Source organism: Aphanothece hegewaldii CCALA 016 (assembly GCF_003007785.1).
GTDB classification, from domain to species: domain Bacteria; phylum Cyanobacteriota; class Cyanobacteriia; order Cyanobacteriales; family Microcystaceae; genus Chroococcus; species Chroococcus hegewaldii.
Genome location: NZ_PXOH01000011.1, coordinates 37,696 through 63,923 on the forward strand (window position 1 = coordinate 37,696; position 26,228 = coordinate 63,923).

Annotated in this window: 25 protein-coding genes and 1 tRNA gene; 16 read left to right on the top strand and 10 right to left on the bottom strand. The window is 37.5% G+C overall.

What is annotated here, in order from left to right; all coding sequences use genetic code 11:
• Nucleotides 1–118: 118 nt before the first annotated feature.
• The 3 genes from C7H19_RS11605 (at nucleotide 119) to C7H19_RS11615 (ending at nucleotide 3,143) form a co-directional block, all read left to right on the top strand.
• On the top strand, nucleotides 119–1,120 hold the full coding sequence (locus tag C7H19_RS11605; RefSeq protein WP_106457045.1) for a DMT family transporter: 1,002 nt from the start codon (nucleotides 119–121) through the stop codon (nucleotides 1,118–1,120).
• A gap of 268 nt (nucleotides 1,121–1,388) precedes the next feature.
• Nucleotides 1,389–2,207, top strand: coding sequence for an acyl-ACP--UDP-N-acetylglucosamine O-acyltransferase (lpxA, locus tag C7H19_RS11610; RefSeq protein ID WP_425428897.1), 819 nt, complete (start codon nucleotides 1,389–1,391; stop codon nucleotides 2,205–2,207).
• A gap of 84 nt (nucleotides 2,208–2,291) precedes the next feature.
• Nucleotides 2,292–3,143, top strand: coding sequence for a DNA adenine methylase (locus tag C7H19_RS11615; RefSeq protein ID WP_219907638.1), 852 nt, complete (start codon nucleotides 2,292–2,294; stop codon nucleotides 3,141–3,143).
• Between the two features lie 326 nt (nucleotides 3,144–3,469).
• Here the strand turns inward: C7H19_RS11615 and C7H19_RS11620 are convergent, their stop codons facing one another.
• Nucleotides 3,470–3,970 (bottom strand): hypothetical protein, encoded by a 501-nt coding sequence (locus C7H19_RS11620; RefSeq protein WP_106457047.1) that lies wholly within the window; start codon nucleotides 3,968–3,970, stop codon nucleotides 3,470–3,472.
• 645 nt (nucleotides 3,971–4,615) lie between these two features.
• Nucleotides 4,616–6,433: an alpha/beta hydrolase gene (locus tag C7H19_RS11625; RefSeq protein WP_106457048.1), complete on the bottom strand. Its 1,818-nt coding sequence runs from the start codon at nucleotides 6,431–6,433 to the stop codon at nucleotides 4,616–4,618.
• Between the two features lie 262 nt (nucleotides 6,434–6,695).
• On the opposite strand from C7H19_RS11625, the gene ubiE reads away from it, so the two are divergent.
• Both ubiE and C7H19_RS11635 read left to right on the top strand, forming a co-directional pair.
• The gene (gene ubiE / locus C7H19_RS11630; protein WP_106457049.1) at nucleotides 6,696–7,403 is read left to right on the top strand and encodes a bifunctional demethylmenaquinone methyltransferase/2-methoxy-6-polyprenyl-1,4-benzoquinol methylase UbiE; all 708 of its coding nucleotides are present in this window, start codon (nucleotides 6,696–6,698) and stop codon (nucleotides 7,401–7,403) included.
• A 34-nt stretch (nucleotides 7,404–7,437) separates the two neighbouring features.
• Nucleotides 7,438–8,667, top strand: a complete 1,230-nt coding sequence (locus C7H19_RS11635) for a DUF445 domain-containing protein (protein WP_106457050.1) — start codon at nucleotides 7,438–7,440, stop codon at nucleotides 8,665–8,667.
• Between the two features lie 230 nt (nucleotides 8,668–8,897).
• Here the strand turns inward: C7H19_RS11635 and C7H19_RS11640 are convergent, their stop codons facing one another.
• Nucleotides 8,898–9,782 carry a 4-hydroxybenzoate solanesyltransferase gene (locus C7H19_RS11640; RefSeq protein WP_106457051.1) on the bottom strand — a complete coding sequence of 295 codons (885 nt, stop codon included), beginning with the start codon at nucleotides 9,780–9,782 and terminating at the stop codon, nucleotides 8,898–8,900.
• Nucleotides 9,783–9,837: 55 nt separating this feature from the next.
• Here C7H19_RS11640 and C7H19_RS11645 point away from each other — a divergent pair, with 55 nt between their 5' ends.
• The gene (locus tag C7H19_RS11645; protein WP_106457052.1) at nucleotides 9,838–11,493 is read left to right on the top strand and encodes a Ppx/GppA phosphatase family protein; all 1,656 of its coding nucleotides are present in this window, start codon (nucleotides 9,838–9,840) and stop codon (nucleotides 11,491–11,493) included.
• Nucleotides 11,494–11,582: 89 nt separating this feature from the next.
• On the opposite strand, the gene C7H19_RS11650 is transcribed toward C7H19_RS11645, so the two are convergent.
• The 3 genes from C7H19_RS11650 to C7H19_RS11660 are packed head-to-tail and all read right to left on the bottom strand — an operon-like array spanning nucleotide 11,583 to nucleotide 13,352.
• The gene (locus tag C7H19_RS11650) at nucleotides 11,583–12,182 is read right to left on the bottom strand and encodes a hypothetical protein (protein ID WP_106457053.1); all 600 of its coding nucleotides are present in this window, start codon (nucleotides 12,180–12,182) and stop codon (nucleotides 11,583–11,585) included.
• A gap of 20 nt (nucleotides 12,183–12,202) precedes the next feature.
• Nucleotides 12,203–12,574, bottom strand: a complete 372-nt coding sequence (locus C7H19_RS11655; RefSeq protein ID WP_106457054.1) for a hypothetical protein — start codon at nucleotides 12,572–12,574, stop codon at nucleotides 12,203–12,205.
• Nucleotides 12,558–13,352, bottom strand: a complete 795-nt coding sequence (locus tag C7H19_RS11660) for a TIGR04255 family protein (RefSeq protein WP_106457055.1) — start codon at nucleotides 13,350–13,352, stop codon at nucleotides 12,558–12,560. Before C7H19_RS11660 ends, C7H19_RS11655 begins: the two co-directional genes overlap by 17 nt.
• 299 nt (nucleotides 13,353–13,651) lie before the next feature.
• Here C7H19_RS11660 and C7H19_RS11665 point away from each other — a divergent pair, with 299 nt between their 5' ends.
• The 8 genes from C7H19_RS11665 to C7H19_RS11700 all read left to right on the top strand — a co-directional run bounded on the left by C7H19_RS11665 (nucleotide 13,652) and on the right by C7H19_RS11700 (nucleotide 20,652).
• Nucleotides 13,652–14,932 (top strand): MSMEG_0569 family flavin-dependent oxidoreductase, encoded by a 1,281-nt coding sequence (locus C7H19_RS11665; RefSeq protein ID WP_106457056.1) that lies wholly within the window; start codon nucleotides 13,652–13,654, stop codon nucleotides 14,930–14,932.
• A 302-nt stretch (nucleotides 14,933–15,234) separates the two neighbouring features.
• On the top strand, nucleotides 15,235–15,849 hold the full coding sequence (locus C7H19_RS11670; RefSeq protein ID WP_106457057.1) for a PEP-CTERM sorting domain-containing protein: 615 nt from the start codon (nucleotides 15,235–15,237) through the stop codon (nucleotides 15,847–15,849).
• A gap of 304 nt (nucleotides 15,850–16,153) precedes the next feature.
• Nucleotides 16,154–16,636, top strand: coding sequence for an MSMEG_0572/Sll0783 family nitrogen starvation response protein (locus tag C7H19_RS11675; RefSeq protein WP_106457058.1), 483 nt, complete (start codon nucleotides 16,154–16,156; stop codon nucleotides 16,634–16,636).
• Nucleotide 16,637: 1 nt separating this feature from the next.
• Nucleotides 16,638–17,615 carry a Nit6803 family nitrilase gene (locus C7H19_RS11680; protein ID WP_106457059.1) on the top strand — a complete coding sequence of 326 codons (978 nt, stop codon included), beginning with the start codon at nucleotides 16,638–16,640 and terminating at the stop codon, nucleotides 17,613–17,615.
• A gap of 3 nt (nucleotides 17,616–17,618) precedes the next feature.
• Nucleotides 17,619–18,686, top strand: a complete 1,068-nt coding sequence (locus tag C7H19_RS11685; RefSeq protein WP_106457060.1) for an MSMEG_0568 family radical SAM protein — start codon at nucleotides 17,619–17,621, stop codon at nucleotides 18,684–18,686.
• Between the two features lie 15 nt (nucleotides 18,687–18,701).
• Nucleotides 18,702–19,238 carry an MSMEG_0567/Sll0786 family nitrogen starvation N-acetyltransferase gene (locus C7H19_RS11690; protein ID WP_106457061.1) on the top strand — a complete coding sequence of 179 codons (537 nt, stop codon included), beginning with the start codon at nucleotides 18,702–18,704 and terminating at the stop codon, nucleotides 19,236–19,238.
• A gap of 206 nt (nucleotides 19,239–19,444) precedes the next feature.
• Entirely contained in the window at nucleotides 19,445–19,927 is a 483-nt protein-coding gene (locus tag C7H19_RS11695) for a cupin domain-containing protein (RefSeq protein WP_106457062.1), read from the top strand.
• Nucleotides 19,928–20,049: 122 nt separating this feature from the next.
• The gene (locus C7H19_RS11700; RefSeq protein ID WP_106457063.1) at nucleotides 20,050–20,652 is read left to right on the top strand and encodes a DUF4303 domain-containing protein; all 603 of its coding nucleotides are present in this window, start codon (nucleotides 20,050–20,052) and stop codon (nucleotides 20,650–20,652) included.
• A 109-nt stretch (nucleotides 20,653–20,761) separates the two neighbouring features.
• Here the strand turns inward: C7H19_RS11700 and C7H19_RS11705 are convergent, their stop codons facing one another.
• A complete protein-coding gene (locus C7H19_RS11705) occupies nucleotides 20,762–21,523 on the bottom strand; it encodes a ZIP family metal transporter (RefSeq protein ID WP_106457064.1) in 762 nt (253 codons plus the stop codon).
• Nucleotides 21,524–21,652: 129 nt separating this feature from the next.
• Between C7H19_RS11705 and C7H19_RS11710 the strand changes: the two genes are divergently transcribed.
• Nucleotides 21,653–22,591 carry a sll0787 family AIR synthase-like protein gene (locus tag C7H19_RS11710; RefSeq protein WP_106457065.1) on the top strand — a complete coding sequence of 313 codons (939 nt, stop codon included), beginning with the start codon at nucleotides 21,653–21,655 and terminating at the stop codon, nucleotides 22,589–22,591.
• 87 nt (nucleotides 22,592–22,678) lie between these two features.
• Here the strand turns inward: C7H19_RS11710 and C7H19_RS11715 are convergent, their stop codons facing one another.
• The 3 genes from C7H19_RS11715 to C7H19_RS11725 form a co-directional block, all read right to left on the bottom strand.
• Nucleotides 22,679–22,960 carry a hypothetical protein gene (locus C7H19_RS11715; protein WP_106457066.1) on the bottom strand — a complete coding sequence of 94 codons (282 nt, stop codon included), beginning with the start codon at nucleotides 22,958–22,960 and terminating at the stop codon, nucleotides 22,679–22,681.
• A gap of 205 nt (nucleotides 22,961–23,165) precedes the next feature.
• Nucleotides 23,166–23,237 (bottom strand) — tRNA-Asn (locus tag C7H19_RS11720).
• 112 nt (nucleotides 23,238–23,349) lie between these two features.
• Complete coding sequence (locus C7H19_RS11725) at nucleotides 23,350–25,017, bottom strand: iron uptake porin (protein ID WP_106457067.1); 1,668 nt, start codon at nucleotides 25,015–25,017, stop codon at nucleotides 23,350–23,352.
• 200 nt (nucleotides 25,018–25,217) lie between these two features.
• Between C7H19_RS11725 and C7H19_RS11730 the strand changes: the two genes are divergently transcribed.
• Entirely contained in the window at nucleotides 25,218–26,096 is an 879-nt protein-coding gene (locus C7H19_RS11730; RefSeq protein WP_106457068.1) for an alpha/beta fold hydrolase, read from the top strand.
• Nucleotides 26,097–26,228: the final 132 nt, after the last annotated feature.

Here is a 26,228-nt window from a genome sequence, read left to right on the forward strand (position 1 = left end):
TTTTGTTCAAACGAATACGATCGCGCATCTCTACACCAGATCTCTTTTTTGTTCCCTATGATCTTCTTATCGCTTTACAAAAGTATACAATTTAATCAATAAACCTATAACGAACCCTATGGAATCCAACCTTAAAAAAACCGAATCACTTTGGTCATCAATTCTGCTGATTTCGCCTTTTTTCTTGTGGGGTACAGCGATGGTAGCGATGAAAGGCGTTACTGAAAAGACAACACCTCTGTTTATGGCTAGTTTTCGACTCCTCCCAGCCGGTATATTAGTACTAATTGTAGCGATAATTTTAGGACGTTCTCAACCGAAAAGCTTACGCGCTTGGTTATGGGTGGGATTATTTGCCCTAGTTGATGGAGTCATGTTTCAAGGGTTTCTAGCAGAAGGATTAATGCGAACGGGTGCAGGTTTAGGTTCTGTTATTATAGATTCTCAACCTTTAGCCGTTGCTTTAATGTCAAGTTGGCTATTTAAAGAAGTGATTGGTGTATGGGGTTGGATCGGGTTAGGAATTGGTATTTTAGGAATTAGTTTAATTGGTTTACCAGATCAATGGTTAATCGATTTGTGGCAAAATCATACCTTTAATTTTTCTTTGAGTTGGGATAATTTATTTAATAGCGGCGAATGGTTAATGTTGCTTGCTTCCCTATCGATGGCAGTGGGTACAATTTTAATTCGTTATGTATCGCGTCATGTTGATCCAGTAGTAGCGACGGGATGGCATATGATCTTAGGAGGAATTCCTTTACTTTTGGCTTCTTTATGGGGAGAAACGCAACAATGGCAACAACTAGATCTTAATAGTTGGTTAGGTTTAGCTTACTCTACAACTTTTGGGAGTGCGGTTTCTTATGGTGTCTTTTTCTATCTTGCGTCTAAAGGCAATCTAACGAGTCTGAGTTCTTTAACGTTTTTAACACCAGTTTTCGCGCTAACATTTGGGAACTTATTTTTATCAGAAATATTAAGCCCTCTACAATGGTTTGGTGTTAGTTTAACTTTAGTCAGTATTTATTTGATTAATCAACGAGATCAGATAACACAGCAACTCAAATTATTCTTCTCAGGGACATCATTACCTTCTTTTTTTAAAAGTGAATCCTAAAACGGGTGATGCTGTCAGAGAAAGAAACGATCAAAGTTAGGGTTTGCGTATTTCATTCATCGCTGTTAGATATTCTAGATGTTATGGGATTAACCGTCTTGAAAAGAACGGAGACAACCTAAGCGCTATTTTCTCCCCATTGACTTATTCCAACACGTCTGAAAATTGTTTGTGTGAACCATTTGCACCACCAATAGTATAAACATTCGGCATAAGGTAAAAATTGAAATTAGGGACTATTCGCTATAACATTATTCAAGACTAAGTATTGATAAGTACGGACGATATTCCTTTGAGTACACTGATTCATCCCACTGCAGTTATCCATCCCAAGGCTGAACTTGATTCTACCGTAAGAGTTGGCCCCTATGCTGTGATTGGGGAAAAGGTGAAAATAGCTGCTGATACAGAAATAGGCGCACATGTTGTGATTGACGGTAATACGGAAATAGGTATCGGAAATCAGATTTTTCCGAGTGCGGCGATCGGACTTCCTCCACAAGATCTAAAATATAAAGGTGGAGATAGTAGGGTCAGAATCGGCGATTATAATCAAATTCGTGAGTTTGTGACGATTAACCGGGCAACAGAAGCAGGAAATGTCACTCAAATTGGCAGTCATAATTTATTGATGGCTTATGTTCATGTTGCCCATGATTGTATGATCGAAGATGGAATTGTGATCGCTAATGGTGTGGCGTTAGCAGGACATATTCATATCGAGTCTAAAGCATTTATTGGCGGCATTTTGGGCGTACATCAGTTTGTACATATTGGACGAATGGCGATGTTAGGAGGAATGAGTCGCATCGATCGAGATGTTCCTCCTTTTATGTTAGTCGAAGGTAATCCCTCACGAGTGCGATCGCTAAATTTGGTCGGTTTAAAACGCGCTGGTTTAAGTGATGATGAAATGAATATCCTAAAAAAAGCTTTTCGTTTGTTATATCGTTCTGATTATACGATGAGTGAAGCGATCGAACAGTTATCCCTTTTGCCTGATCATGAGTCAATTCAGCATCTACGTCAATTTTTACACTTATCGATGACAGGAGACAAACGACGCGGTACAATTCCAGGCAAATAAGAAAAAGTGAATCGAAAACAGGATCATCAGATTATAAATTTTTAATCGGATTTATTAATATTGTCAAACATCTTAACTAAAAAAATGAGTTTGATTAAAAGTCCCTTACGTTATCCTGGTGGAAAATCTAGAGCAATTAAAACAATTATTCCATATTTACCGCCGAATTTTTCCGAATATAGAGAACCTTTCGTGGGTGGAGGCTCTTTATTTATCTATCTTAAACAAAAATACCCAAATTTTAAAATATGGATTAATGATCTTAACCCAGAATTATTTCTATTTTGGAAAATAGCTCAATCACATCTTACTGAGTTAGTCAATGAAATTAAAAAAATTAAAGCCACTTGTACAGGAGGCAAAACACTTTTTAATGAACTAACGACTATTAATATTTATCAACTATCTGACCTAAAGCGAGCCGTGCGTTTTTTCATTTTAAATAGAATAACCTTTTCAGGTACTATAGAATCAGGTGGTTATTCTGAAGAAGCATTCCAAAAACGTTTTACAGATTCGTCAATTTCTAGATTAAGTAAAATGGATGAGCTTTTAAAAAATGTTAAAATCACTAATCTTGATTACAGTGAGTTATTAATTGCTTCAGAAAAAGAAATCTTTATTTATCTAGATCCGCCTTATTTAAGTGTCACTCAATCAAGATTATATGGAAAAAAAGGTAATTTACATCTGGCTTTTGATCATACACTTTTTGCCGAAAGATTGGAAAAATGTCATCATAATTGGTTGATTACTTATGATGATTGTCAATTAGTTAGAGATAAATTTAATAAATTCCATATTTTTGAATGGGAATTACAGTATGGAATGAATAACTATAAACAAAAAACGGCAGCCATCGGAAAAGAGTTAATGATTACTAATTATTCTTTAACAAATCTATATTCTCAACTCATAACTTCTAGCTATGAGTAAAAATACTGCCGTGAGAACTCACATCGGGAACTTGCATCATTTCCTTAGAGATAAATTAACCCCATACTCTGTATGACTTTTCCCGTTATCTTTTTCCAAAATGCGATCGCTTACCTTCGTCCCTATCTCAAAGTCTTATTTTCATCAACTCTAAACAGTTAAAAATTAGGATTGATTTGAAACCCTTGCTATTTCGACTTTCTGGGATAAAGCCAAGAAAAATTAGATACTCTGTAACTTAAACTTAAATCGCGGCTGGTGTATAATTAACTTATCTACATTTGTTCATAAATATTAATCCTTCTCTTTGTAAGAGAGGGATTTTTTTAAGCATTTGCAATCATTCCTTTTTCCTGTAAAATTTCTTGCGCTTGCTCATATTCTTTTTCCCCTCCAATAATCACTCGATACTGATAAGTTTTGCTTTCATCAATATCTTGTAAGTTGGTTTTTGGTGCATTTATTCCACTCAAACCAGCAATTAAACCAATAGCAGCAGCCCCGACACCGCTTCCTAATAAAATAACACCCACAGGAGACATCTGAGACATCCCATCACCTGCACTAGCAGAAATATAGCCAGGAAGACTGATCAATAATCCAATTAATCCGCCTAAAACAGTCCCAACCAATGCTCCACCCGCAGCACTTTTCATCGCTTCCGATTGTTCTATATTCACAGTATCAGCTAGTAAGAAATCTAGCATCACCTGTTTTTCCGATAATCCATTCTCTATGAGGATTTGATAGGCTCGTTCTGCTGCTTCTTTTTGGATAAAGGCAAAAATAAAGGACTGTGATTCAGTGTCTACGTTTTCAATTGCCATTTTTTCGAGATTAATTTAGCTTAGACGATCTATTCTTTAAGATAAAACCCTTGATAAAGTTATTTATCTATCTTAAGTTAGGTCAAATGACTGATTTTTGAAATTCCAAACAGCTAAAGAAGCAAAATTAGGTATTGGAAAATTTACTCAAAAGTATAGACGAGTGTAGCTTGCATATGTTTAAATATTAATAGTTCAAGAGGCAATGACCTATAAAAGAGGGGTGAAAGTCCTAACCTTTCTGCGGAGAATTGGAAAAAATCCAATCATAGTTTCTGTGTGGCAGAAAATCCTATAACAAAGGTAAGCAGATACTTTTATGGATAGCTAATCAAAAATAAAACGAAAATACGAGCGCTTCTTCAAGTAGTCGGAAATGCTCACAAGGCTCATCCGATAGAGGATGTGTAGTTCATCCAGTTAAGTTAAACTTACAAACTAATTGAGTAGATATTTGTCTATAAAATTAGCAACTATTTAGACCAGTTTACAAACTGTCCATCAATACTTTGCAATATTTAAAATTTCTGTTTATACTTGTAGACAGATAAAAAAAATGTGGTGTGAGGAAAGTTGAAGCAGTTGGAGTCGAAACACGGAAAGACGCCCGACTGCTTCTTCTTATTGAATGAATTTTTTCAAGTTTTAACCAAATTGATTGGTTTTTTGGCGATAATGTTTGAGTAAGTCGGTAAAAATCGGTTCTAGATGACCTGTATAAGCTTCTGTCGGTTCAACAAAACTTTTAAAGTGTATCCAGTTGTTGTGAAGTTGATTGAGTAGTGAATGCTCAGAATAAGTGGAAATAGACGCTGATTTTGGATAGTCTTTATGTAACACTTTCAGCCATGTCACAATACTATCGGGTAGCTGATCAGTGAGACGTAAATTAATTTCTTTGCTGGATAAAGATTGGACATATGTTGCACTGAGATAGGGTTTATAAATATCTGCTTGCTCCGACATTTGTTGAATAAAGGCTAAACTTAAACCTCGTGCCATTTCTCGTACAGGATCAGCTTTTTTATCCATAATTTCCCGAACTAATGTACTTTGTCCCATCGCACTATTTAAGTAACTAATATCCGTAACACTCATATGAGTTGCACCCGCAGCAACAACTAAATATTTTTTGCCTTTTATCCGTTGAAAAGGTTGTAATTGATGTGGCACTATTGGAGTAATTCCATCTTCCGTAGAAGTTAAAATCATAGTAGGAATATTCACCGTTGAAAGATCTTGGGCAAATAAATGACCGATAATTGGATTAAATGCGATCGCTTGGACAATTCTTCGATCTTTTAAATATATATTACCATATGGTAATTCAGCCGCAGCACATTGTAACCAGTCGGCAGGAGAACGTTCTAACGGGTTAGAATTTTGACAAAACTTACGAAGTTCTTTAGGATTTAATACCCCACCCGCTAAAGCTAAAGCTGTATAACCGCCAAAAGAATGACCAATAATACTAACTTTTTGGGTATTAAATATTCCTTTATAATAAACCGTTTCACGATTCATTTTTTCCAGTTCATTTAAAATAAAACTAATATCTTTCGGACGATTAATAAATTCTGAAGCGGGGAGAATTTGACTAATTTTTGCTTGGGAAGAAACATCAATTAAAGCATTAATATTACTGCCTGGATGTTCAACCGAAACAACCGTTAAACCATGAGACGCTAAATGATCAGCTAAATAACTCAAAAAACGACGATCAGCAGCGAACCCATGAGACATAACGACTAATGGACCACGAGGATTAAAGCTATAATAAATATCTGTAACAATCCGTCGATTTCTTTCTTGATCGAAAAACATTCGACTATCTTTATAAACTTTTTCTACGCCCTCTGAAGCTGGCGAAAAGTTTTGAGGTAAGCTCTGTGAAGAGGCAATTTTTAAATCATGAGTAAGTCGAGGACTTAAAAGCTTATTTTGTAGATACGATAAATTAATTTGAGCGGCAATTTTAGCGATCGCACTTAGATCAATTGTTATTTTTTCTTCGGGATAAGCTTCTAAAAAAGTCAAAAAACTAATATTATCTGATTTATGTATCGTCAAAAAAAGTGATTTGATAATCTGTTCATCCGAACTATCACTTAAAATAAAACTCAGTTCTTTAATTAACTTTTTTCCATCGGGTAAATATAATAAATCTTTTAAAAACTGTTGAGCTAAAAAAGAATCTATATGCAGTTTCTTTTGTAAAGCTTTTTGTACTTCAGCATTAAAAACAAAGCGATAAGGTTGTAGATTAGAGGATAACTCACCTGTTTTCGCATATTTTTTTAATTCTTCAATAGAGACAGATTGCTCAAAAAAACCTAATTTTAAATTAACTCGTTCAGCCGATGTAGCAGGAGAGGCTAAACCCAATCCCAAAATAACAAAGAGTATGCCGAACTGACCTAGTTTTTTAACCCAATGAAGATGAGAAAAAGCGGATGTGAGCATGATTAAAAAAAAATGTAGACGGAGCGAATAGTCTAGCTGAGTGATAATATTATTATTCCCATTTTCTTAGAAAATAAACTCAGCTTACTTAAGAAATATTTATTAACAATTCAATGACCCTGACTTCATTATCTCTGAGATTTCAGAATTTATGTATAAAAAAAGTCAGTATTTTTCATTAAGTTTTTAAGTTAAACAACTTCCCTTAACGATTCACGCTTGAGATAATAAGAATAGAGAAAATCAATTCGTCTCGCCATTTATGACTAACACTCAAGTTACCGCATCAGAAGTACAAGCTATCTTTAATCGTCTTGCTCCAGTGTATGATCAATTCAACCAGTCTCTCAGTTTTGGACTTCATCGGATCTGGAAACTGATGACAGTGAAATGGTGTCAACCTAAACTCGGTGATGTGGGGTTAGATGTTTGCTGTGGTACAGGCGATCTAACTCAACTGTTAGCCCAACAAGTCGGCAAAACTGGAAAAGTGATAGGGTTAGACTTTTCTGTAGAATTATTAGCGATCGCCCAACAACGCGCCACACAAAATACGCCTCAACTTCCCCTAGAATGGATTGAAGGAGATGCCCTAAATTTGCCCTTTGGCGATCAGACTTTCGATTGTGCTACGATGGGCTATGGGCTAAGAAATGTAACAGATATTACTCAATGTTTAAAAGAGTTGTATCGAGTTCTCAAACCGAGTGCAAAAGTGGCTATTCTTGACTTTCATCGTCCCCATCAACCTTTAATACGCAGCTTTCAACAATGGTATCTCAATCAAATCGTTGTCGAGCAAGCGAAACGTTTTGATTTAACGGATGAGTACGCCTATATTAGTCCTAGCGTTGATCGATTTCCTGTTGGGACTGAACAAGTAAAATTAGGATATAATACCCAGTTTTCCCATGCTGTTCATTATCCTATTGCTGGCGGATTAATGGGTGTTTTGGTGCTGACTAAATAGCTGACTTAATAATTTTGATTTTTTTTGTACGACCTTGAATCTTTCATCTGTTTGGACTTTTATCGTTCCGCCCGTTGCAGGAGCGCTGATTGGATACTTTACCAATGATATCGCCATTTCAATGTTATTTCGACCCTACCGAGCCATTTATTTCGGTAAGCGTCGTCTTCCTTTCACTCCTGGTTTAATTCCGCGTAACCAAGAACGTTTAGCGCAACGAGTTTCAGATACTATTATGGGTTCTTTACTCACTCCCGAAGAACTCCAAAAACTAGCTAAACGATTATTAGAAACCGAACGAGTACAAAGTGCTATTCTTTGGCTATTACAATTATCGATCAGCAAAATTCGAGACGATAAAGAGCAAAAAACCTCGAAAATATTATCTCATATTCTAAGAGATTTGTTTGGCGAATCCTTACCGCGACTGCTCAAAGTATTAGCAAGACGAGAAGATTTTTTAGAAGCACAACTCAATCAAATTTTTGATCAAATCTTACTCGATTTTCGGCTTTCGGATGCCCAAGCGCGTCAATTTTCTGACTGGATGTTAGAAACAGTAATCCCACCCGATGTCATTCGACAAATTATGATTGATTTTTTAACCGATCGCAATATTCAAGTAATTGATGAGGGTTTTCGGGAAAAAACCAGTGGTACTTATTGGGTCGTCGCTAATTTATTAGGTGTAAAAAATGCCTTAACCCGTCTCAGAAGTTTCTTTTTAGATGAAAAAGATGTGGCGAATACTCGTTTAAAAGAATTATTTTTATCTTTAGAAATACGGAACCGTTTACGTGTTTGGCTACAAAATATTTCCTTAGAAAACTTACCGATTTCTACTGTTCGCCAACTCCGAAAAACCACCAGAGATAGTGTTAGAACTTATATCCAAGAAAATGGAGCGCAATTTATCGAAGATTTTGGTCAATCTATAGATTGGGATAAAGTGGCTATTGTGATTGTTAATCGACTTCAATCGTCTTCTGTCCTTACCAGTTCTTTAGAAGTGATTAGTCAAGAACTAGCATCAATTTTAGAACGGTATTTAGAAGAAGATCTCGAAAAACTTGTTGCTCAAGCTATTCCTATTTTATCCATCGATCAAGTTATTATAGAGCGTATCAAAGCCACTTCGCCCGAAAACTTAGAAAACGCCATCCAAGGCATCGTCAGAAGCGAACTTCAAGCAATTGTTAATTTAGGAGGTGTTTTAGGGTTTTTGGTGGGAATCATTCAAACTGTTTTAATGTTAATTTATTAATCAAATCTGTAGATTTTTTCTTCTGTTTACTCTGAACAGTAAAGAATTCATTAACAATTTACCTATTAGCACAAAAACTGGATAAATTAAACCCCCTTTTGAATTGTTTTTGATTTTGAATAATTAACATATATTTTTTGAAAATTAATAATGAAGGTTTGTAAAATACAGTTATGTTTAAGCAGAATGAATAATGAAGAGTCGGAACTCAGAAAGTCTGACTCTTTGATTTATGAGAAAATTTTTCCGAAAATCATTCCGAGCAGTAAAATAAAGCCGATCCAGACATTTTGAGCAAAAATATCGCCATAAGCCGCTTTTTCAATTTCTGGCTGACGCAGGCGAATATAATGTCCAACCCAACCGATCACCGCAATACTCCAAGCGATCCAGAATGCCCAAGATAGCCGCATTTCAACCCCTAAACAGGCTAATAAACCAGACGCGATCGCTAAAAATACCCCAACAGCTTCACCCGCATAATTCCCAAAAAAGATCGCACTCGAATTAATACCAACTTTTAGATCATCCTCTCGATCCGACATCGCGTACACCGTATCAAAACCCAGAGTCCAAGCAACAGTCGCCCCCCAAAGTAACCATGTCGGAGTCGTTAAATTTGCCGTAACCGCACTCCAACTAATCAAAACCGCAAAACCCCAAGCAATAGATAAAACTAACTGAGGAATCGGAAAAAACCGTTTAGCCAAAGGATAACAAATAATCACTGGAACCGCCGCCACACAGAGCCAAAAACTCAGGGAATTTAGATATAAGGCCAAAACAGCCGCACAAGCAAGAGCAATTAGAGCGATAATAATAGCAACTTTGACCGACAAAGCACGAGAGGCTAAAGGACGGTTACGGGTTCGTTCAACTTGAGGATCTATATTGCGATCCCACAAATCATTAATGACACATCCTGCCGCGCTAGTGGTTAAGCTTCCGAGTATAATAACACCGACAAGAGGTAAAGGGGGTAACACCTGTGCCGCGCTGAAAACTGCCCACAAAGCCGGAATCATCAAAATTAAACGTCCGGCGGGTTTATTCCAACGCAATAAGCGAAAAAGGGTTAACCATGTTGGCTCTTGAATGGGCTGAGTTTGGGTCATAGTTTGATAATTGTCTTTGAAATAAAGATAGATTTGGAGGACACTGATAAATTTTATGGTTAATTCTCTCAACCAAGTTACAACGAATGGGGCCAAGCTGACTACCCTTGATCCATCTACACCCTGTATCCTCGCTGCGATCGATATTGGAACCAATTCGGTTCATATGGTGGTTGTTCGTATTGATCCCTCTTTAAGCGCATTTACTATTATTGCCAGAGAAAAAGATACGGTAAGATTAGGCGATCGTAGCCCTGATGGGAATTTAACCCTAGAAGCAATGGAACGAGCGATCGCAGCCCTCAAACGATGTAAAGATCTTGCCCTCAGTTTAAATGCTAACCCGATTATTGCCGTTGCTACCAGTGCCACAAGAGAAGCCGCTAACGGACACAAATTTTTACAGCGAATAGATGCAGAAGTTGGTATTTTTGTCAACCTTATTTCTGGACAAGAAGAAGCCCGACGCATTTACCTCGGTGTTATATCGGGGATGGACTTTCAGAAGCAACCCCATGTCATTATTGATATTGGTGGTGGTTCAACTGAACTAATCTTAGGCGACAGCAAAGAACCGCGTTTTTTGAGTAGTACAAAAGTTGGTGCAGTTCGTTTAACCCAAGATTTTATCACCAGCGATCCCATTAGTCCAACTGAGTTTGCTATCCTCAAAGCTTATGTGAGAGGTATGTTAGAGCGTCCAATTGAAGAAATGCGTCTCTATCTTAAACCCGAAGAAGAATTACGACTCGTCGGCACATCGGGAACCATTGAAACCTTAGCTATTATAAACGCTTTAGAAAAATATGGTGAGGTTCCAAGTCCGCTTAATGGCTACCAGTTAACCCGCAAAGACATTAAAGAATACGTCAAACGATTTTCGCTCCTCAACTATGATCAACGAATGGCTATTCCTGGTATGTCAGATAAACGGGCTGAAATTATTCTAGCGGGTTCAGTCGTTTTATTAGAAGCCATGACCCGACTGAATCTCGATAAAATTATTCTTTGTGAACGAGCATTACGAGAAGGCGTAATTTTAGACTGGATGCTCACTCACGGCTATATTGAAGATCGCTTAAAATATCAAAGCGAGATTAAAGAACGTAGTGTGATCAAGATTGCGAAAAAATATGGAGTCAATTTAAAATCCAGTCAGCACGTCGCCCAATTTGCTAAAACTATATTTAATCAGACTCAAAATGTATTGCATTTTTGGAGTGAGATTGAATGGGAATATCTTTGGGCTGCTTCGATTTTACATAACTGTGGTAACTATGTTAATCATTCTGCTCATCACAAACATTCTTATTATTTAATTCGGAATTCAGAATTATTAGGCTATACCGAAATAGAATTAGAAATTATTGCTAATCTCGCTCGTTATCATCGGAAAAATAAACCTAAGAAAAAACATGATGAATACATGAGATTACCAGAACAATATCAACTGATGGTTAGACAACTCAGTGCAATTATTCGTTTAGCCGCCGCCCTTGAGCGTCGTCAATTGGGAGCAATTTCTCATTTAGAATGTAAATATGATCCCGAATATCGCAAGCTCCATTTACATTTATTCCCCGCAAATCCAGAAGATGATTGTGCTTTAGAAATGTGGAGTTTAGATTATAAAAAACCGATTTTTGAAGAAGAATTTGGCGTAAAAGTTATTACAACTTTAGCATTTTTTCCCTCTGCTGTTTCTAATTAAATTTAGAAAAATTGCGCTAATTTTTTCAAGAGTAAGCAGTGTTATTAGCTATTGGAGCTTATTTATATAAAAATTTATTTTTTACACTTTTAACCTTCTCGTTCACTTTCATATTGAAAAGGCAAAGCGACTCGACTGTGAAAGCTATAATATCGCCGAGAAAAATGCTCTAAGTATGGACTAGCAAGAACTGTTCGCCGTTTTACTATACCAAGTTCAATTTGACGATATAAAGTGGGTGCATCTATTCCAAAAACTTTTTTAAAATCCCCAGTCAGTTCAGGTAAGCCTTCTTGCTCTATATCACATTGTGGAGGTATTTTTTCAAAAAAATAGAATCTCTCATGACGTTGGGATTTCACTAATCCCCATTCTGTCGAATTCATAACATTTTTATCTGCTATATGTCTAACTTCTCTTGCTGTTGTAATTTCGCATAAAATTACGGAATTTAAAAATTTTGATAGCTGAGTAGTGCTACTTTGTCTAGCCCTGTAATCCCAATCTAAATCACAGTCTTGTGTAACTACAATTGCATAAGGATGAATTACAGAATTAAAAGAAAACTCCTGTTGCTCTAGTGATAACTCCTCAGCAACAGGGTTATATTGAACTACACCTGTTAAGATTTCTCCTTGTCTGAGGGAAGACAATTGATCTGGAACTTGATAGATAGCCTGTTTTCTCATGAAATAATTTGCCAGACAATCTAGGGTTCCAAAACAATAGGAGGTCTAACCTGTATAGATCTCAATTTACCTTTAATACTACTTGGTGAAATAGAAGGTAAATTAGTTTGAGAAAGACGATCAGAATAAAAATGAGCAATTTCCTGAATTTTATCAGTAGCTTCTTCTAAAGCGAATTCTGGTAGAGATTGGAGATAAACTAAGCATTTTAACAGCATTATTAACTTATTCTGCGATGGCAGGGGTAAATCAGTTTTAAAAGAGACAGAGCAATCAGACATACTCAAATCAAAAGAAGGATATTGAATTACAATACGTTTTCCATTCTCTCTATCAAAAATAATATTTTCTGTAGCAATTCCTGTTGAGGTTTGACTATACTTTTGTCTCATCAACTCTTTGGGGTTGCATGGCTTTGTGGAGGGTATCTGTGATACTCCACCTAAAAAGCTTTCTGGCAGACTTGTTGAACTGATCGAGTACGTTCCAGACATTTCCATCCCTCTTGATTTTTTGTTCTATATAAAAATCAGCATCAAATAAGTAAGCAACTTCATCTTCTTTATGCGGTTCTTTGACAGTAACAAGTCCATGATTTAAGATAACTTGAACATCTTCTGTCTTCAAAACCATATTTTTAGATAAAGTTTGAATTAGGGAGGAAAGTTCTGAATCATGTAATTCTGAAGCAATATGCTTGGCGATTAAATCTGACCAGTTTTTATCCTCCAATTCTAGGTTGGAACGGATAATCAAGTCTTGATACCGAAGTCCAACTCTTGTATAAAATGATGGCTCATATATTTTCTCAAAAATTTCTACAGCTTCCTTAAGACGTTGTTTAAACTGCTCATATCTTTCATATTTAGACGTAGTTAGCGCAATGAAATCCTTGGTGATAGATAGATGCCATTTTTGATCTTCAGATCTAAAACTATAAGCAATGTCACTTTGCAGAGGTAAACCAAACTGTTGGACTACTTTTACAATTTCAGATGGTACTTGTGATTGAGTTATTTCAAAGAGCGGATATTGAAGTCTAATCTTATCCTGAAACTCAACAGGCTCTTGATGAGAAATCTTGAGTATAGGTGGAAAACGTAATTGGCACACAACCTCGACTAGAGGGTTGCGCTCATAAATTACACGCTCTAACTCAGGCAAATTCATCAAATCTATTTTTAGGCCGAACAAACTACTATTGTCATTTTAGCTTAAATTATGTAAACATATTTTTACTAACCACTCAAAAACTTATTACAAAGCTTGTCTTAAAAAAAATTAACGTTATTCCTCAAAAATTGGGTTTTTCCCAATTTAGATAGGTTTTTTTGGCTTTTTTAAGTCATTTCAAGCATTTCCGCCCATAATAGTTAGACTACAAAGTTTCGTATTAAGAGATACAAAACTTCGCCTTTAGCACGCCTTAATCTGACATCAAATAAGCTAATTAAAATCATAGTAAGTCTATGAATAATCATTATTCGGTTGCGATCGTCGGCGGGGGTCAAGCGGGTCTATCGATGAGCTATTGCTTAAAACAGAAAAGCTTAGACCATATTGTTTTTGAAAAAAATCAGATCGGCTATTCATGGCGTGCCAAACGTTGGGACACTTTTTGTTTAGTCACCCCAAACTGGCAATGTCAGCTACCAGGGTATTCTTATACTGGAAATGACCCTAATGGGTTTATGCAAAAAGACGAAATCGTTCAATATATTGAAGCATACGCTCAATCCTTTGAGCCACCCATCAAGGAAGGCGTAGAAGTCTTGAGTGTTCGCAGTGATAATCAAGACTGTTTTGAATTAACGACATCTATTGGCGATTATACAGCAGATCAAGTGGTTATAGCCGCCGGAAGTTATCATCAGCCTAGAATTCCTCTCATTGCGGCTCGCTTTCCTAAATCGATCGTACAATTACACTCATCAGAATATAGAAATCCTCAGTCTTTACCTGATAAAAGTGTATTAGTCGTTGGTACGGGTCAATCTGGCTGTCAAATTGCCGAAGATCTCCATCTTAGCGGAAAAAAAGTTCATTTATGCGTAGGAGGCGCACCGCGATCGCCGAGAAAATATCGAGGTAAAGATGTTGTCGAATGGCTGGCTCAAATGGGATATTATGACCTATCTATTGATGAACATCCTCAAAAAGAAAAAGTCAGAAATAAAGCAAATCATTATGTTACTGGACGTGATGGCGGGCGCGAAATAGATTTACGTTCATTTGCCCTAGAAGGAATGCAATTACACGGTAGATTAAAAAATATTAATGATAATCAACTGGAATTTTGGAACGATCTCAAAGAAAATTTAGATTATGCTGATAGTGTTGCCGAAAATATTAAGAAAACCATTGACGGATTTATTGAAAAAAATCGAATTCAAGCACCAGTAGAACCCCCTTATCAACCCGTTTGGCAGCCAGAAACCGAAAATTTAATCTTAGATTATATTGAAGCAAATATTGGTACAGTGATTTGGTGTACGGGCTATCAATCTGATTTTAGTTGGATCGAAATCCCTGTATTTGATGGTAAAGGATATCCTGGACACAAACGCGGTGTAACTAATGTTTCTGGTTTATATTTTTTAGGTCTTCCTTGGTTATATACTTGGGGATCAGGCAGATTTTCTGGGATTGCGCGGGATGCTTTGTATTTAGCAGATTGTATAATTTCTCGAAAGAAAGTGTCTTATCAGAGTGATTGGAGTATCGTTAATGAATTTTTACTGGGTTCATAGGGGATCAGTAATACCAACTTTATTAATATTTACTCTTAATTAAATAAGTTACAGTAATAATAAAGATTATCAGTAAAATTAAAAAATTTACCTACTTCTACTCTTATTACTAGATTTAGCACATTACAAGTTTAAATTTTAGTTACAATTCAACAAAAAAAATAATTTTGTGGTTTTATTGATGGTATCTAAAGAATTATTCAATTTTTTGGCTCTAATCTATGAAAATCTATGAAGATTATGGTTTTTCTTCATATTTTTTTAGTACACCAAACTTAACTTGATCTTTTTCGGTAACAATCATGAAAAATTTCTTAACTCGACTTTCACTAACTGCCGTTCTTTTAGGAATGGTTGCGCCTGCTTATTCAGCTTCGATATCATTTAAACCAACTGGATCACAGATCGATAGTGATCCGATCAACGATCTAGTTGTTCAGGTTGGACAGCAATTTACTTTTACTTTAGGTATTGATACGACAGGCCTCGCTAACACATTGCAGTCTTTTACTTATGTAGTAACGAGAGATAATACTGAGATTCTGCTCGATAGTGCTGCTTTAACGCCTGCAGCAGATGCGCTTTTCGACCGTACTGTAATATCGGATATTGTTACCCCTCCTTTTACCGTAGGCACAATTGAGCTTGGGGGTGGCTTAGGATTAGTCCCAAATAGTCAATTAGATTTTGGTACAGCTACTTATACAGTACAGCCAGGACTGGTTAATGATGGAGTATTTGACTACAAAGTTGAGCTAATTTCTGCATTCGATGACCAAGGCAACGATATTACGAGTCTATTCGAGCCAGCCAGCCAAGAGCTTGAGGTACAGTCTCCCGAACCTAGCTCTATTTTAAGTTTACTCGCCTTGGGTGCCCTTGGTGCAGGTTCGATTTTCAAGAAAAAGCAATCTTAGTTCTTTAAGTATCTTAGCCTTATCTTGCTCTTGCGAAGTAATTTTGACAATCTCTAAGTTTTTTGCAAAAGCAAGATACTCAATCTGTAGTTTCTAGTATTAGTTCATAATTCACTGATCGCGTCTCTACAGAGTTAATGATTTTAACCTATCGATTTAGATAGGTAGTTGATGAAATTTGAAATAGTGTATCGAAATTCCCCCTAGTCTTATTGCTAAATTTAGGAACTTTGTATTAAAAACTACAAAACGCACCCTTAATCAACGATTAATCTGGCATCATAGCTTAAAAAAGGAAAAAATCATGCCCGAAGTAACAACCCCCGCGCATCAAGTTGGTGATTTTTTTGTTGATTACGAAGAAAAAGTATTCCCCGATGTTAAAGCCGAACCAGGCGAAAAAGCATTAGTTACCTTTCATACCGTCGCTTTTGAAGGATCAATTGGTTTCGTCAATCTTTTGCAAGCAACACGCTTATTACGCAAAGGTTTTGAAACATCGATTTTATTGTATGGCCCTGGGGTCACTTTAGGGGTACAGCGTGGCTTTCCTAAAATAGGAGATACTGCCTTTCCAGGACATCAAAATTTTAATGATCAACTCAGCAAATTTATGTCAGAAGGAGGCAAGGTTTACGCCTGTCGCTTTGCCCTACAAGCACTTTATGGACATGGTGAACCGTCTTTAATTCCGGGTATTCGCCCCATTAATCCCCTTGATGTCTTAGATTTAATGTTACTACACCGCAAAGATGGCGCATTTATTTTAGATACTTGGACGCTCTAAAATGAACAACTCACGCATCGTTCGAGCGGCGGCGGTACAAATTAGCCCAGTTTTGTTTAGTCGGGATGGCACAACCGAAAAGGTGTTACAAGCGATCGCCAAAGCTGCAACGCAAGGCGTGCAATTGATCGTTTTTCCAGAAACCTTGATCCCCTACTATCCCTACTTTTCCTTTATTCAACCCCCTGTGTTGATGGGTAAAGAACATATGCGGCTATATGAAGAAGCTGTCATTGTACCGAGTCCCGTAACTGATGCCTTTTGTAGTGCTGCCCGTACCTATGAAATGGTTGTTGTCTTGGGGATCAATGAACGGGATCAAGGATCACTGTATAACACTCAACTGATTTTTGATGCCGATGGTACACTTTTACTAAAAAGACGTAAAATTACTCCCACATATCATGAACGCATGGTTTGGGGACAGGGTGACGGTTCGGGACTAAAAGTGTTAGATACAGCCGTTGGTAAACTGGGTTGTCTTGCTTGTTGGGAACACTATAACCCCTTGGCTCGTTTTGCACTGATGGCACAGCACGAACAAATTCACTGCGCCCAATTTCCAGGCTCACTTGTGGGTCAGATTTTTACTGATCAAATTGAAGTCACCATCCGACATCATGCTCTTGAAGCGGGCTGTTTTGTGGTTAATGCCACCAGTTGGCTATCTCCTGAGCAAGTTGGTCAAATTACCCCAGATGAGCAGTTACAGCGTGTTTTAAAGGGTGGTTGTAATACAGCAATTATCAGCCCAGAAGGGACTCATTTGTGTTCACCTATCACTGAAGGAGAAGGAATGGCGATCGCGGATCTCGATTTTTCCCTAATCACCAAACGTAAACGGATGATGGACTCGGTTGGTCACTATTCCCGCCCTGATTTATTACAACTGCACATGAATACCGAAGCAAGAACCTTAATTGAAGAGTATAAATGGCAGTTTACCAGCGATGCAGACGTTTTTATCCCAAAAACATAGAAAATGAACAAACAACGGCTAATTACAGAATTACAGTCTTATGGACTCCAATTAATTGATTCTGAACAGGGGGCATCAGGACGCAAAGGAGGAGCCGGGCCATCCGATCATAAAGCAGTGACGATAGAAGGGACAACCGTAATGGTTCCTATTTACAATGAACCTGCCACGCGATCGCCTTATACTGTGTCTAATCAAATGGTTTTAAAACGTCATGGGGAATTTATAGCATCGCTCGATTTTCCCAAACCTCCCCAATTCTACAGCCTGACCACATCTGATGGAATTCCTTACTGGAAAATCGCCCTACTTCATAGTCGAGATGTATTAGCCACTACAGTATTACAAACCTGTATGCGTTATAGCGAGCCGACTACAGCTTGTCAGTTTTGCGCCATTGGACAATCTCTAGAAGCAGGTAGAACGATCGCTAAGAAAACGCCTCATCAACTCGCAGAAGTCGCAGAAGCAGCCGTCAGACTCGATGGAGTGACACAGATGGTGATGACAACAGGAACCCCGAATACAACTGATCGGGGTGCAGCTTATCTGAGTGAATGTGCTAAAGCTATTTCTACTAAAGTTAATATTCCTATTCAAGCGCAATGTGAGCCACCCGATGATTTTATCTGGTTTGAACGCATGAAAACCGCAGGAATAGATACTTTAGGAATGCACCTAGAAACCATTGAACCCCACGTCCGCGCTAAAATAATGCCAGGTAAAGCAACAGTCCCGATTGAGTATTATTTTAAAGCCTTTGCTGAAGCTGTTAAAGTCTTTGGTTGGAATCAAGTCAGTACTTATATACTGGTCGGTTTGGGGGATAGCTTAGAGGCAATTTTAGATATATGCGATCGCTTAATTTCAATCGGTGTTTATCCTTTTGTCGTGCCGTTTGTCCCCATTACAGGAACCCCTCTCGCTCAACAGAGCGCACCCAATAGCGAATTAATGTTCACAATTTATCAACAAGTTGGAACAATGTTAAAACGCTCAGGAATGTCATCAGCAGACATTAAAGCGGGTTGTGCGAAATGTGGTGCTTGTTCGGCTCTTTCTAGCGCATGAAAAATAGGTTTGAATATGTCATATCAATTCAGATTAGCTCAAAATGCTGAGGAAATCTCCGCTTATTTTGCTCTACGTCATTCGATCTTTGTTCTTGAACAACAATTATTCCAAGATGATGTAGATGAAATCGATCAGTATGCTTATCCTATTGTGGCACTCAATAGCGATACTCATCAGGTTCTAGGAGTCGTCCGAATTTATGAAGTCGAACCAAGTATCTGGTATGGTGGCAGACTTGGAACCCATCAAGATTATCGCAAAGGTTGGCAAATTGGAAAAGGACTCATTGAAAAAGCCGTCACAACCGCGAATACTTGGGGGTGTACACAGTTTCTCGCAACCGTGCAGTTACAAAATGTCCGCTTCTTTCAACGGTTACACTGGAAATCACTAGAAGAACTGATTATATGCGATCGACCTCATCACTTAATGGAAGCCGATCTAAATTTCTATCCTCCGAGTCATGAACCATTTAACCGAATAAAATATACGAATATTAATTATTTATCTCAACAGAAAACTGAAAAAATAATTATTAATTATATTTAACTGTTCTTTGATAAAATTAATTTATATTAATTCTCGATGAAGTTGCACTTAATAACGAGGTGATGATATAATCCTATCCACTTTCTAAAAGAGATCACTTCTGCTCTCGATGGAACCCTTGAACCTGTTTTAACTTCCGTCTTAATTCATCTTTAAGCTTCTCGCTTGTTCACCATCAAATTTTTTTAGCACCTTGGTATCAAGAAATGGAAAAGTATTTAGTTACCAAAGAAGAGATTGAGTCTTATGAAGGTCTAGAAAAAACACATTTTCTCAACTCCAATGCTCGCAGACTGAATAAATCTTTAGGAGATTTGACAGGTTTAAAAAATATTGGTTTCCACATCATTGAAGTAGAGCCTGGACGTGAATCAACGGAGCTTCATATGCACTATCAAGAAGAAGAGTGCGTATACGTTCTCTTAGGAGAAGCTGAGGCAACAATTGGAGAAAGCGTTTATCGAGTTAAAGCAGGAGATTTTATTGGATATCGCGCTGGTGGTAAGCCGCACAAGCTGAAAAACACGGGCAATTCTATATTCAAATGTATAGTAGTTGGTCAAAGGCTAGACCATGATATCGGTGACTATCCAAATTTGCAGAAGCGTATATATAGGAGCAAAGGTTTAAAGTGGAATTTGGTCGATATGGAAAATATAGCTGAACCAGTAGCAGGTAAGAAGGCATAAATCGAAACTTCGATTACACACGCCTCACCATCTCACTTTCCTTGAGTAATGTAAAAATTGTTCTGCTGAATTAAACAGATCTGCTCTCAATTCTTTTTAGTATATTTATATTCATTGGCGATATGTCAGAAAATAATGAAAAGAAGTTTATCATTATTCAAAATGCTATCACTCAGGGAATTCGAGAGTTTCTTGTAGCTTTTGAGAATAATTGGCCTAATGAAACAATGTATGCTTTTTTACTGGAGGTTAGTTGTGAAGGCACTTCTCTAGAAGCAGTTGCAGCAACAGAAGAAGGGCTGACTCGTATTGCGAAAAAATATGCAGAAAGTTATTTTAATGAGCTACAAATAAATGAGAAACGTATTGAGTTACGTTGGGGAAGTCCTGAAGACGGTTGGTATCCTAGCTATAATGGAAATTACTTCAATTATGCTAATCAACTTCTCATAGATGCTCATAATGACCAATTGATGGAACTATACGACGGAAAACTTAATCAATTAGCATTAAACGTCCTACACAAATTGGATATGCAAGGCCTTTTTGGTCACATGAAAATACGTCAGCAAAGAGCAATTGGTATTTGCTATGTAGGTGGTGATAATAGCGATGAAGAGTTTCTACATTGGCTTAGAGTAATCAACTCTATTGATGTGGTTGAACGAGTGAAACGAGAAATGGCCGCAAGGAACGAAATATACATCAAGAGCCATAAAACATAACAACTTTATTGTATTGGGTTTAAGGAAGTTACTGAGTATAGCCGTTAGCTGTATATGTACGATCGCAGATTGAAAAAACGTGAGTAGCTTATAAAAATCTCTAAATTTTTCACCCTCCCCCTAACTTACTGAGAACAAAAGCAACAAGAAAGCCGAAAACAGTAATAAGACCTGCAAAATTATGTGTTTTCTCGAAAGCTTCTGGAATCATAGTATCGACTAACATGGCTAGAATTGCCCCTGCTGCAATAGCCGTTGTTGCCGCGATCACCTCTACTGAAAAATGTTGGAAGACTGTATAACCAATGAGTGCAGCTACACCAGAAAGGAGCGTAATTGTTCCCCATACTCCAAAAATATAACCTATAGAACGTCCCGCCTGCTTCATCCCTGCTGCACTAGAAAGTCCTTCGGGAATATTAGAAAGAAAAACCGCAGCAACAGTTACCCAACTAACAACCCCTCCTCCAATAAGACTAACTCCCACGACTATAGATTCAGGTATACCATCGAGTAACGCACCGATCGCAATTGCTAAACCACTTCCAGAGTGTTCTTCTTCTGAGGGATGCAGTTTGCCCGATCGCTTACGATGTTTTGCACCATAAGATTCTAAATACCAGTTAGCTAGTGTATAAACCAGCGCACCACTAACAAAACCGATCGCAGTGGAGTCAAAACCTCCTCGGTGATAAGCTTCATCCATCAACTCGAATGCTAAAGCTGAAATAAGTACACCTGAACCAAAAGCCATAATCGCGGCGATTAATCTTTGAGGAATACGGAGAAAATAGCCGAGTAATGCTCCGAGTAAAAGTGCAGAACCACTAACCAATCCCCAAAATCCTGCTTGTAACCACAGTGGAATCATAAAAGAATTAGCTTTAAGCTTCAGTTACTAGAAAATCTAACATGAGCGTGTAAAAGTAAGCATCGAACCTTAGAAATAGTCGGTTTTTTCCTGCTACGCTTAAGTTAAAGAACGTTTTCATTGATCAAAATGCTCTCAGAGAAAGCCGCACAACTTCGACAGTCTCTTAGTCTTTTACAAAAGCAAGATATTCAAACCGCAGCGCATATATTAAAAAATAGCAATATTCCCATCGGTGATGATTGTGCCGCTATTCCTGATGGTGACGAATATTTATTATTTGCAGCAGAGGGAATGTTACCCCAACTAATAGAAACCGATCCTTGGTTTGCTGGTTGGTCAGCAGTCATGGTAAATGTTAGTGATATCTATGCAATGGGTGGTCGTCCGATCGCTATTGTAGATACAATCTGGAGCCAATCAACAAGCGATACTACGCCCATTTGGGACGGAATGACGGCAGCCGCACAAGCTTACAATATCCCTATTGTGGGCGGTCATACCAACTGTCATAGCCCCTATAATGCCCTATCTGTAGCCATTTTAGGACGTGCCAAGCGTTTAATCAGCAGTTTTTCGGCTCAATGCGGTGATTTACTCCTTGTTGTTACTGATTTTCGCGGTAAATCTCATCCAAATTATCCTTTTTGGAATGCAGCAACTGAAGCAGATCCCCTTCAACTACGAGAAAATTTAGAACTTTTACCCTATTTAGCCGAAACTGGTTTATGTGATGCGGGCAAAGATATTAGTATGGGGGGAATTATTGGTACACTGCTGATGTTACTCGAAACCTCTCACTGTGGAGCCGTTTTAAATCTTGATCTTGTTCCTTGTCCCTCTAATTTAACACTCTTAAGTTGGTTGGTTAGTTTTCCGAGTTTTGGCTTTCTTTTGAGTGTTCGTCCCGAAAAAGTAGCGGAGGTGCGATCGCTTTTTCACGCTTCAAATTTAGTCTGTGAAGTGGTGGGAGAAATACAGCAAACTCAACAACTCATTTTACAATCACAGCAGGAATCTATTGTATTTTGGGATCTGCAAAAAGAAAAATTAACTGGTTTTTCTTAGATATAATAAGATGTTTAATGTTTACACCATCAATATAATTTAAGGATTCGGGAAAAATACTACTGCCTCTCGTTGTGACTTTAAAAGTCAGAACTCGGATGGGCAGTTGCCTTCCGCAACTTTTCCCACAATTCCTAAGATTCCTGTGACTAAAATTCCGACAATACTCAAAAAGCCTATTGTAAAAGTGTTAAGACGGGTATTAAAATCATCAATCCGTTTATTTATGCCTGTTACCTCCCCTTTAACCGTCCCTAATTCAACTCTTATACTGTTGACTTCTCCTTCTAGCTTATCAAATCGGTCTTCTAGCCTATCAAATCGGTCTTCTAGCCTATCAAATCGGTCTTCTAGCCTATCAAATCGCAATGTAAAAAAGTCTTTTAACTCTTTTAAGTCTGAATCTGTTACCGTTGATATCTTAGCTAGACTCCTTTTTAAATGCCGATTGAATCCCTGATCCTATTATGATCCTATATACGATGAAACGGATCTAAAATGATCTCATGCAGCAATTCACTTTAGGGCTATAATTAAGAATTACTGAACCTTTTTGTAGTACATTTTTACTAAACTCCCCGGGTGGGATTCGAACCTACGACCAATCGGTTAACAGCCGACCGCTCTACCACTGAGCTACCGAGGAATGTTTGTCACGATTACTAATCATAGCAACAACACCGAAAAAAAGCAAGACATGAATCGAATTTTTTTTTAATCGCTTTGTAGGGTTTAACAACTAAAACCCTACCTATAGTTTAAAACTTGAAGCTTCCCCGAATAGCCCCAACCCATAAGGGATCTCGGTTATTTTCGGGGTTAATACCGACATAAACACCTGGAGTCACGGAAATATTATCGTTAATCTGGTAAACATAAAACGTTTCCACTAACCAAGGATTGTCTTTAGTTGCTTCGGTGACATCCGCAATATTGTTATCATTGCTAATATAAGCGGCATAGGGTGGCTGTCCGATCGTCACTACTCCAACATTACCTTCTTTAAATAAATCAGGGAACGCTAAACTAAATTTCCAGTTCCAAATATCGGCTGTATCACCGTCTCTAAGTCCACCTTGAGCATATGCTCTAGTATACATTCCCCAACCTTCTATACTAATTTGGGGAATAATACGCCACGCAAATAAGAGCGCGAGGTTATCTGATGCTGTAGCATTATCATTAAACGGATTATCGCTATTAGATACACCTGTATAACCCAATAGCGAAAAAGAATTAAACTGATCATCTGGAATATAATTATGTGAGTAGGCAACTGCTAAATTAAGAGTGCTAGTCGCTGCATACGTTAACTGAGATCCGACAACGTAGTTACCATTAAATAAACCGTTACCAGCTTCCGGGTTGTTTCCATTTCCCGCAGAATAAAAAGCACTCAGATTTAAAGATTTGCTAAATTCGTAGAGTAAGCCTAACCCTGTTCCTAGATTATCACTCAAAACATAAATCGGAGCGATCGCACCAAAGTAAGATAATGCACCTTCAGTAAAAGAACCCGTAAAAGGAGCTAATGGATCGGATATATCATCTAATGTTACTTTAACACCACTAATCCAAGCGGTTAATTGATCGGTGACTGGAAAACGATATTGTAATTTATTAATGGTAAGCTGATTATCTCCAGGTGCGGCAAAGTTAAAATCAGTTAAATTACTACCACCTCGTGCAAAGACAATATTAGAGGTTTGTAGACGCACTTGTAATCTATCTTCACCCGTAAAGCTGGTATCAAAATTCGCTCGATAGCGGTAATTAAGTGTAATCTGATTATCTTCTAAATCTGTTCCTGCAGGTGCGTTAGCTTGTTCATTACCCCAAACACCAGAGGCTACCATTATTACATCACCATTTAATTTTGTTGTGGTAGAAAACTGATGATCTTCAAGAAAAGCGACTCTTTGCTCTAGATTATCAACTCTAGCACCTAATGCTGCGAGTTCAGCATCAAATTCTTGGGCGAGTCGGCGAAGTTTATCGATATCTTCTTTTAAGACAGTAACACCCTCTTGTATTAAACGTTCTATGGTATTTAAACAAGCGTTTAACCCTGCTGCAAACTCCCAACGACTTAACGCCCGATTTCCACGAAAAGTACGGTCAGGATATCCTACAATACAACCATAGCGTTCTACAAGGCTTCTGAGGGCTTCATATGCCCATGCAGTCGGTGCAACGTCTTTTAGTTCATTAACGTTGGTTATTTGACTCATGGGGTTATTCTGAGTCATTGATGAAAAGGTTTGCGCTTCGTATAAAGACTCAGAAAGAGACGTTGTTTTATTGTTTTGAATTTGGTTAACTGAAGGTTGATGAAGTTCATCGGCTAATGCTGGACTTCCCAACAACATCGCACTAACAGTGACTAAGCCTTGATTTCTTAAGACTTTTTTTAGGTTGATTAACATTTTACTCCTCACACCAAAAGAAAGAACTTTCTTAAAGAAAGAAAATTATAAAAAAAATTCTAGTTTATAATCTACCATTAGTCTATTTAAAATATCAGTTGGCTTTTATACCATTTCAATAAGAAGCTAAATCACTTCAATTTTAAATTGTAATTGATTTTTCTCAAATCAAAGAAAATCTAAGGGAGAGGAAAAAAACAATGACAACTTTAAGACACACATGGCAAGATGGATTTATTGAAACCAACAATATTCAATTGCATTACGTCAGCCAAGGCGAAGGTAAGTTAATTTTATTCTTGCATGGATTCCCTGAATTTTGGTATTCTTGGCGGCATCAAATCCCAGAATTTTCTCAAGACTATAAAGTTGTTGCTTTAGACTTAAGAGGTTACAACGAAAGTGATAAGCCATCTGAAGTAGAAGCTTATCAAATGAGCGAATTAATGAAAGATGTCGAAGGTGTTATTAAAGGATTAGGTTATGAGGATTGTATCTTAGTTGGTCATGATTGGGGAGGGATGATCGCTTGGAATTTTGCCTATAATTATCCCAATATGGTCGAAAAATTAATTGTCCTTAATTTACCCCATCCTGCTAAATTTAAACAAGGTTTAACAACTTTTGAACAACTTCTAAAAAGTTGGTATGTTTTCTTTTTCCAAATTCCCCTATTACCCGAATGGTTAATTCAGTTTAATGATTATGAAATTCTTGCCTCTATGTTTACAAGAATGGCGGTTGATGAAACGATTTTTAGTCAAGCTGATTTGAATGTTTATAAAGACGCTGCGGCTAAAAGAGGTGCATTAACAGCTATGATTAATTATTATCGTTGTATCTTTCAATATTTGTTGAATCAATCTAATGATAATTGGACAATTTTAGAAACTCCTACCTTAATGATTTGGGGCGAAAATGATGTCGCATTAGGAAAAGAATTAACCTATGGAACCGAAGAATTTGTCAGATATTTAACGATTAAATATATTCCTAACTGTAGTCATTGGGTACAACAGGAAAAACCCGATCTCGTTAATCAATATATCTGGGAATTTTTAGACGGCAGAAAAATATAAAATTATTATTACTGTAGGGGTGCGGAATGCACTGCACGCCGTTTCACAGGATTTTAAATCCTGTGAGCGGTGCAGTTTGGTTTCCAAACCCTTTGATGATTAAATTTAATTCTCATGTAGGGATAGAATCTC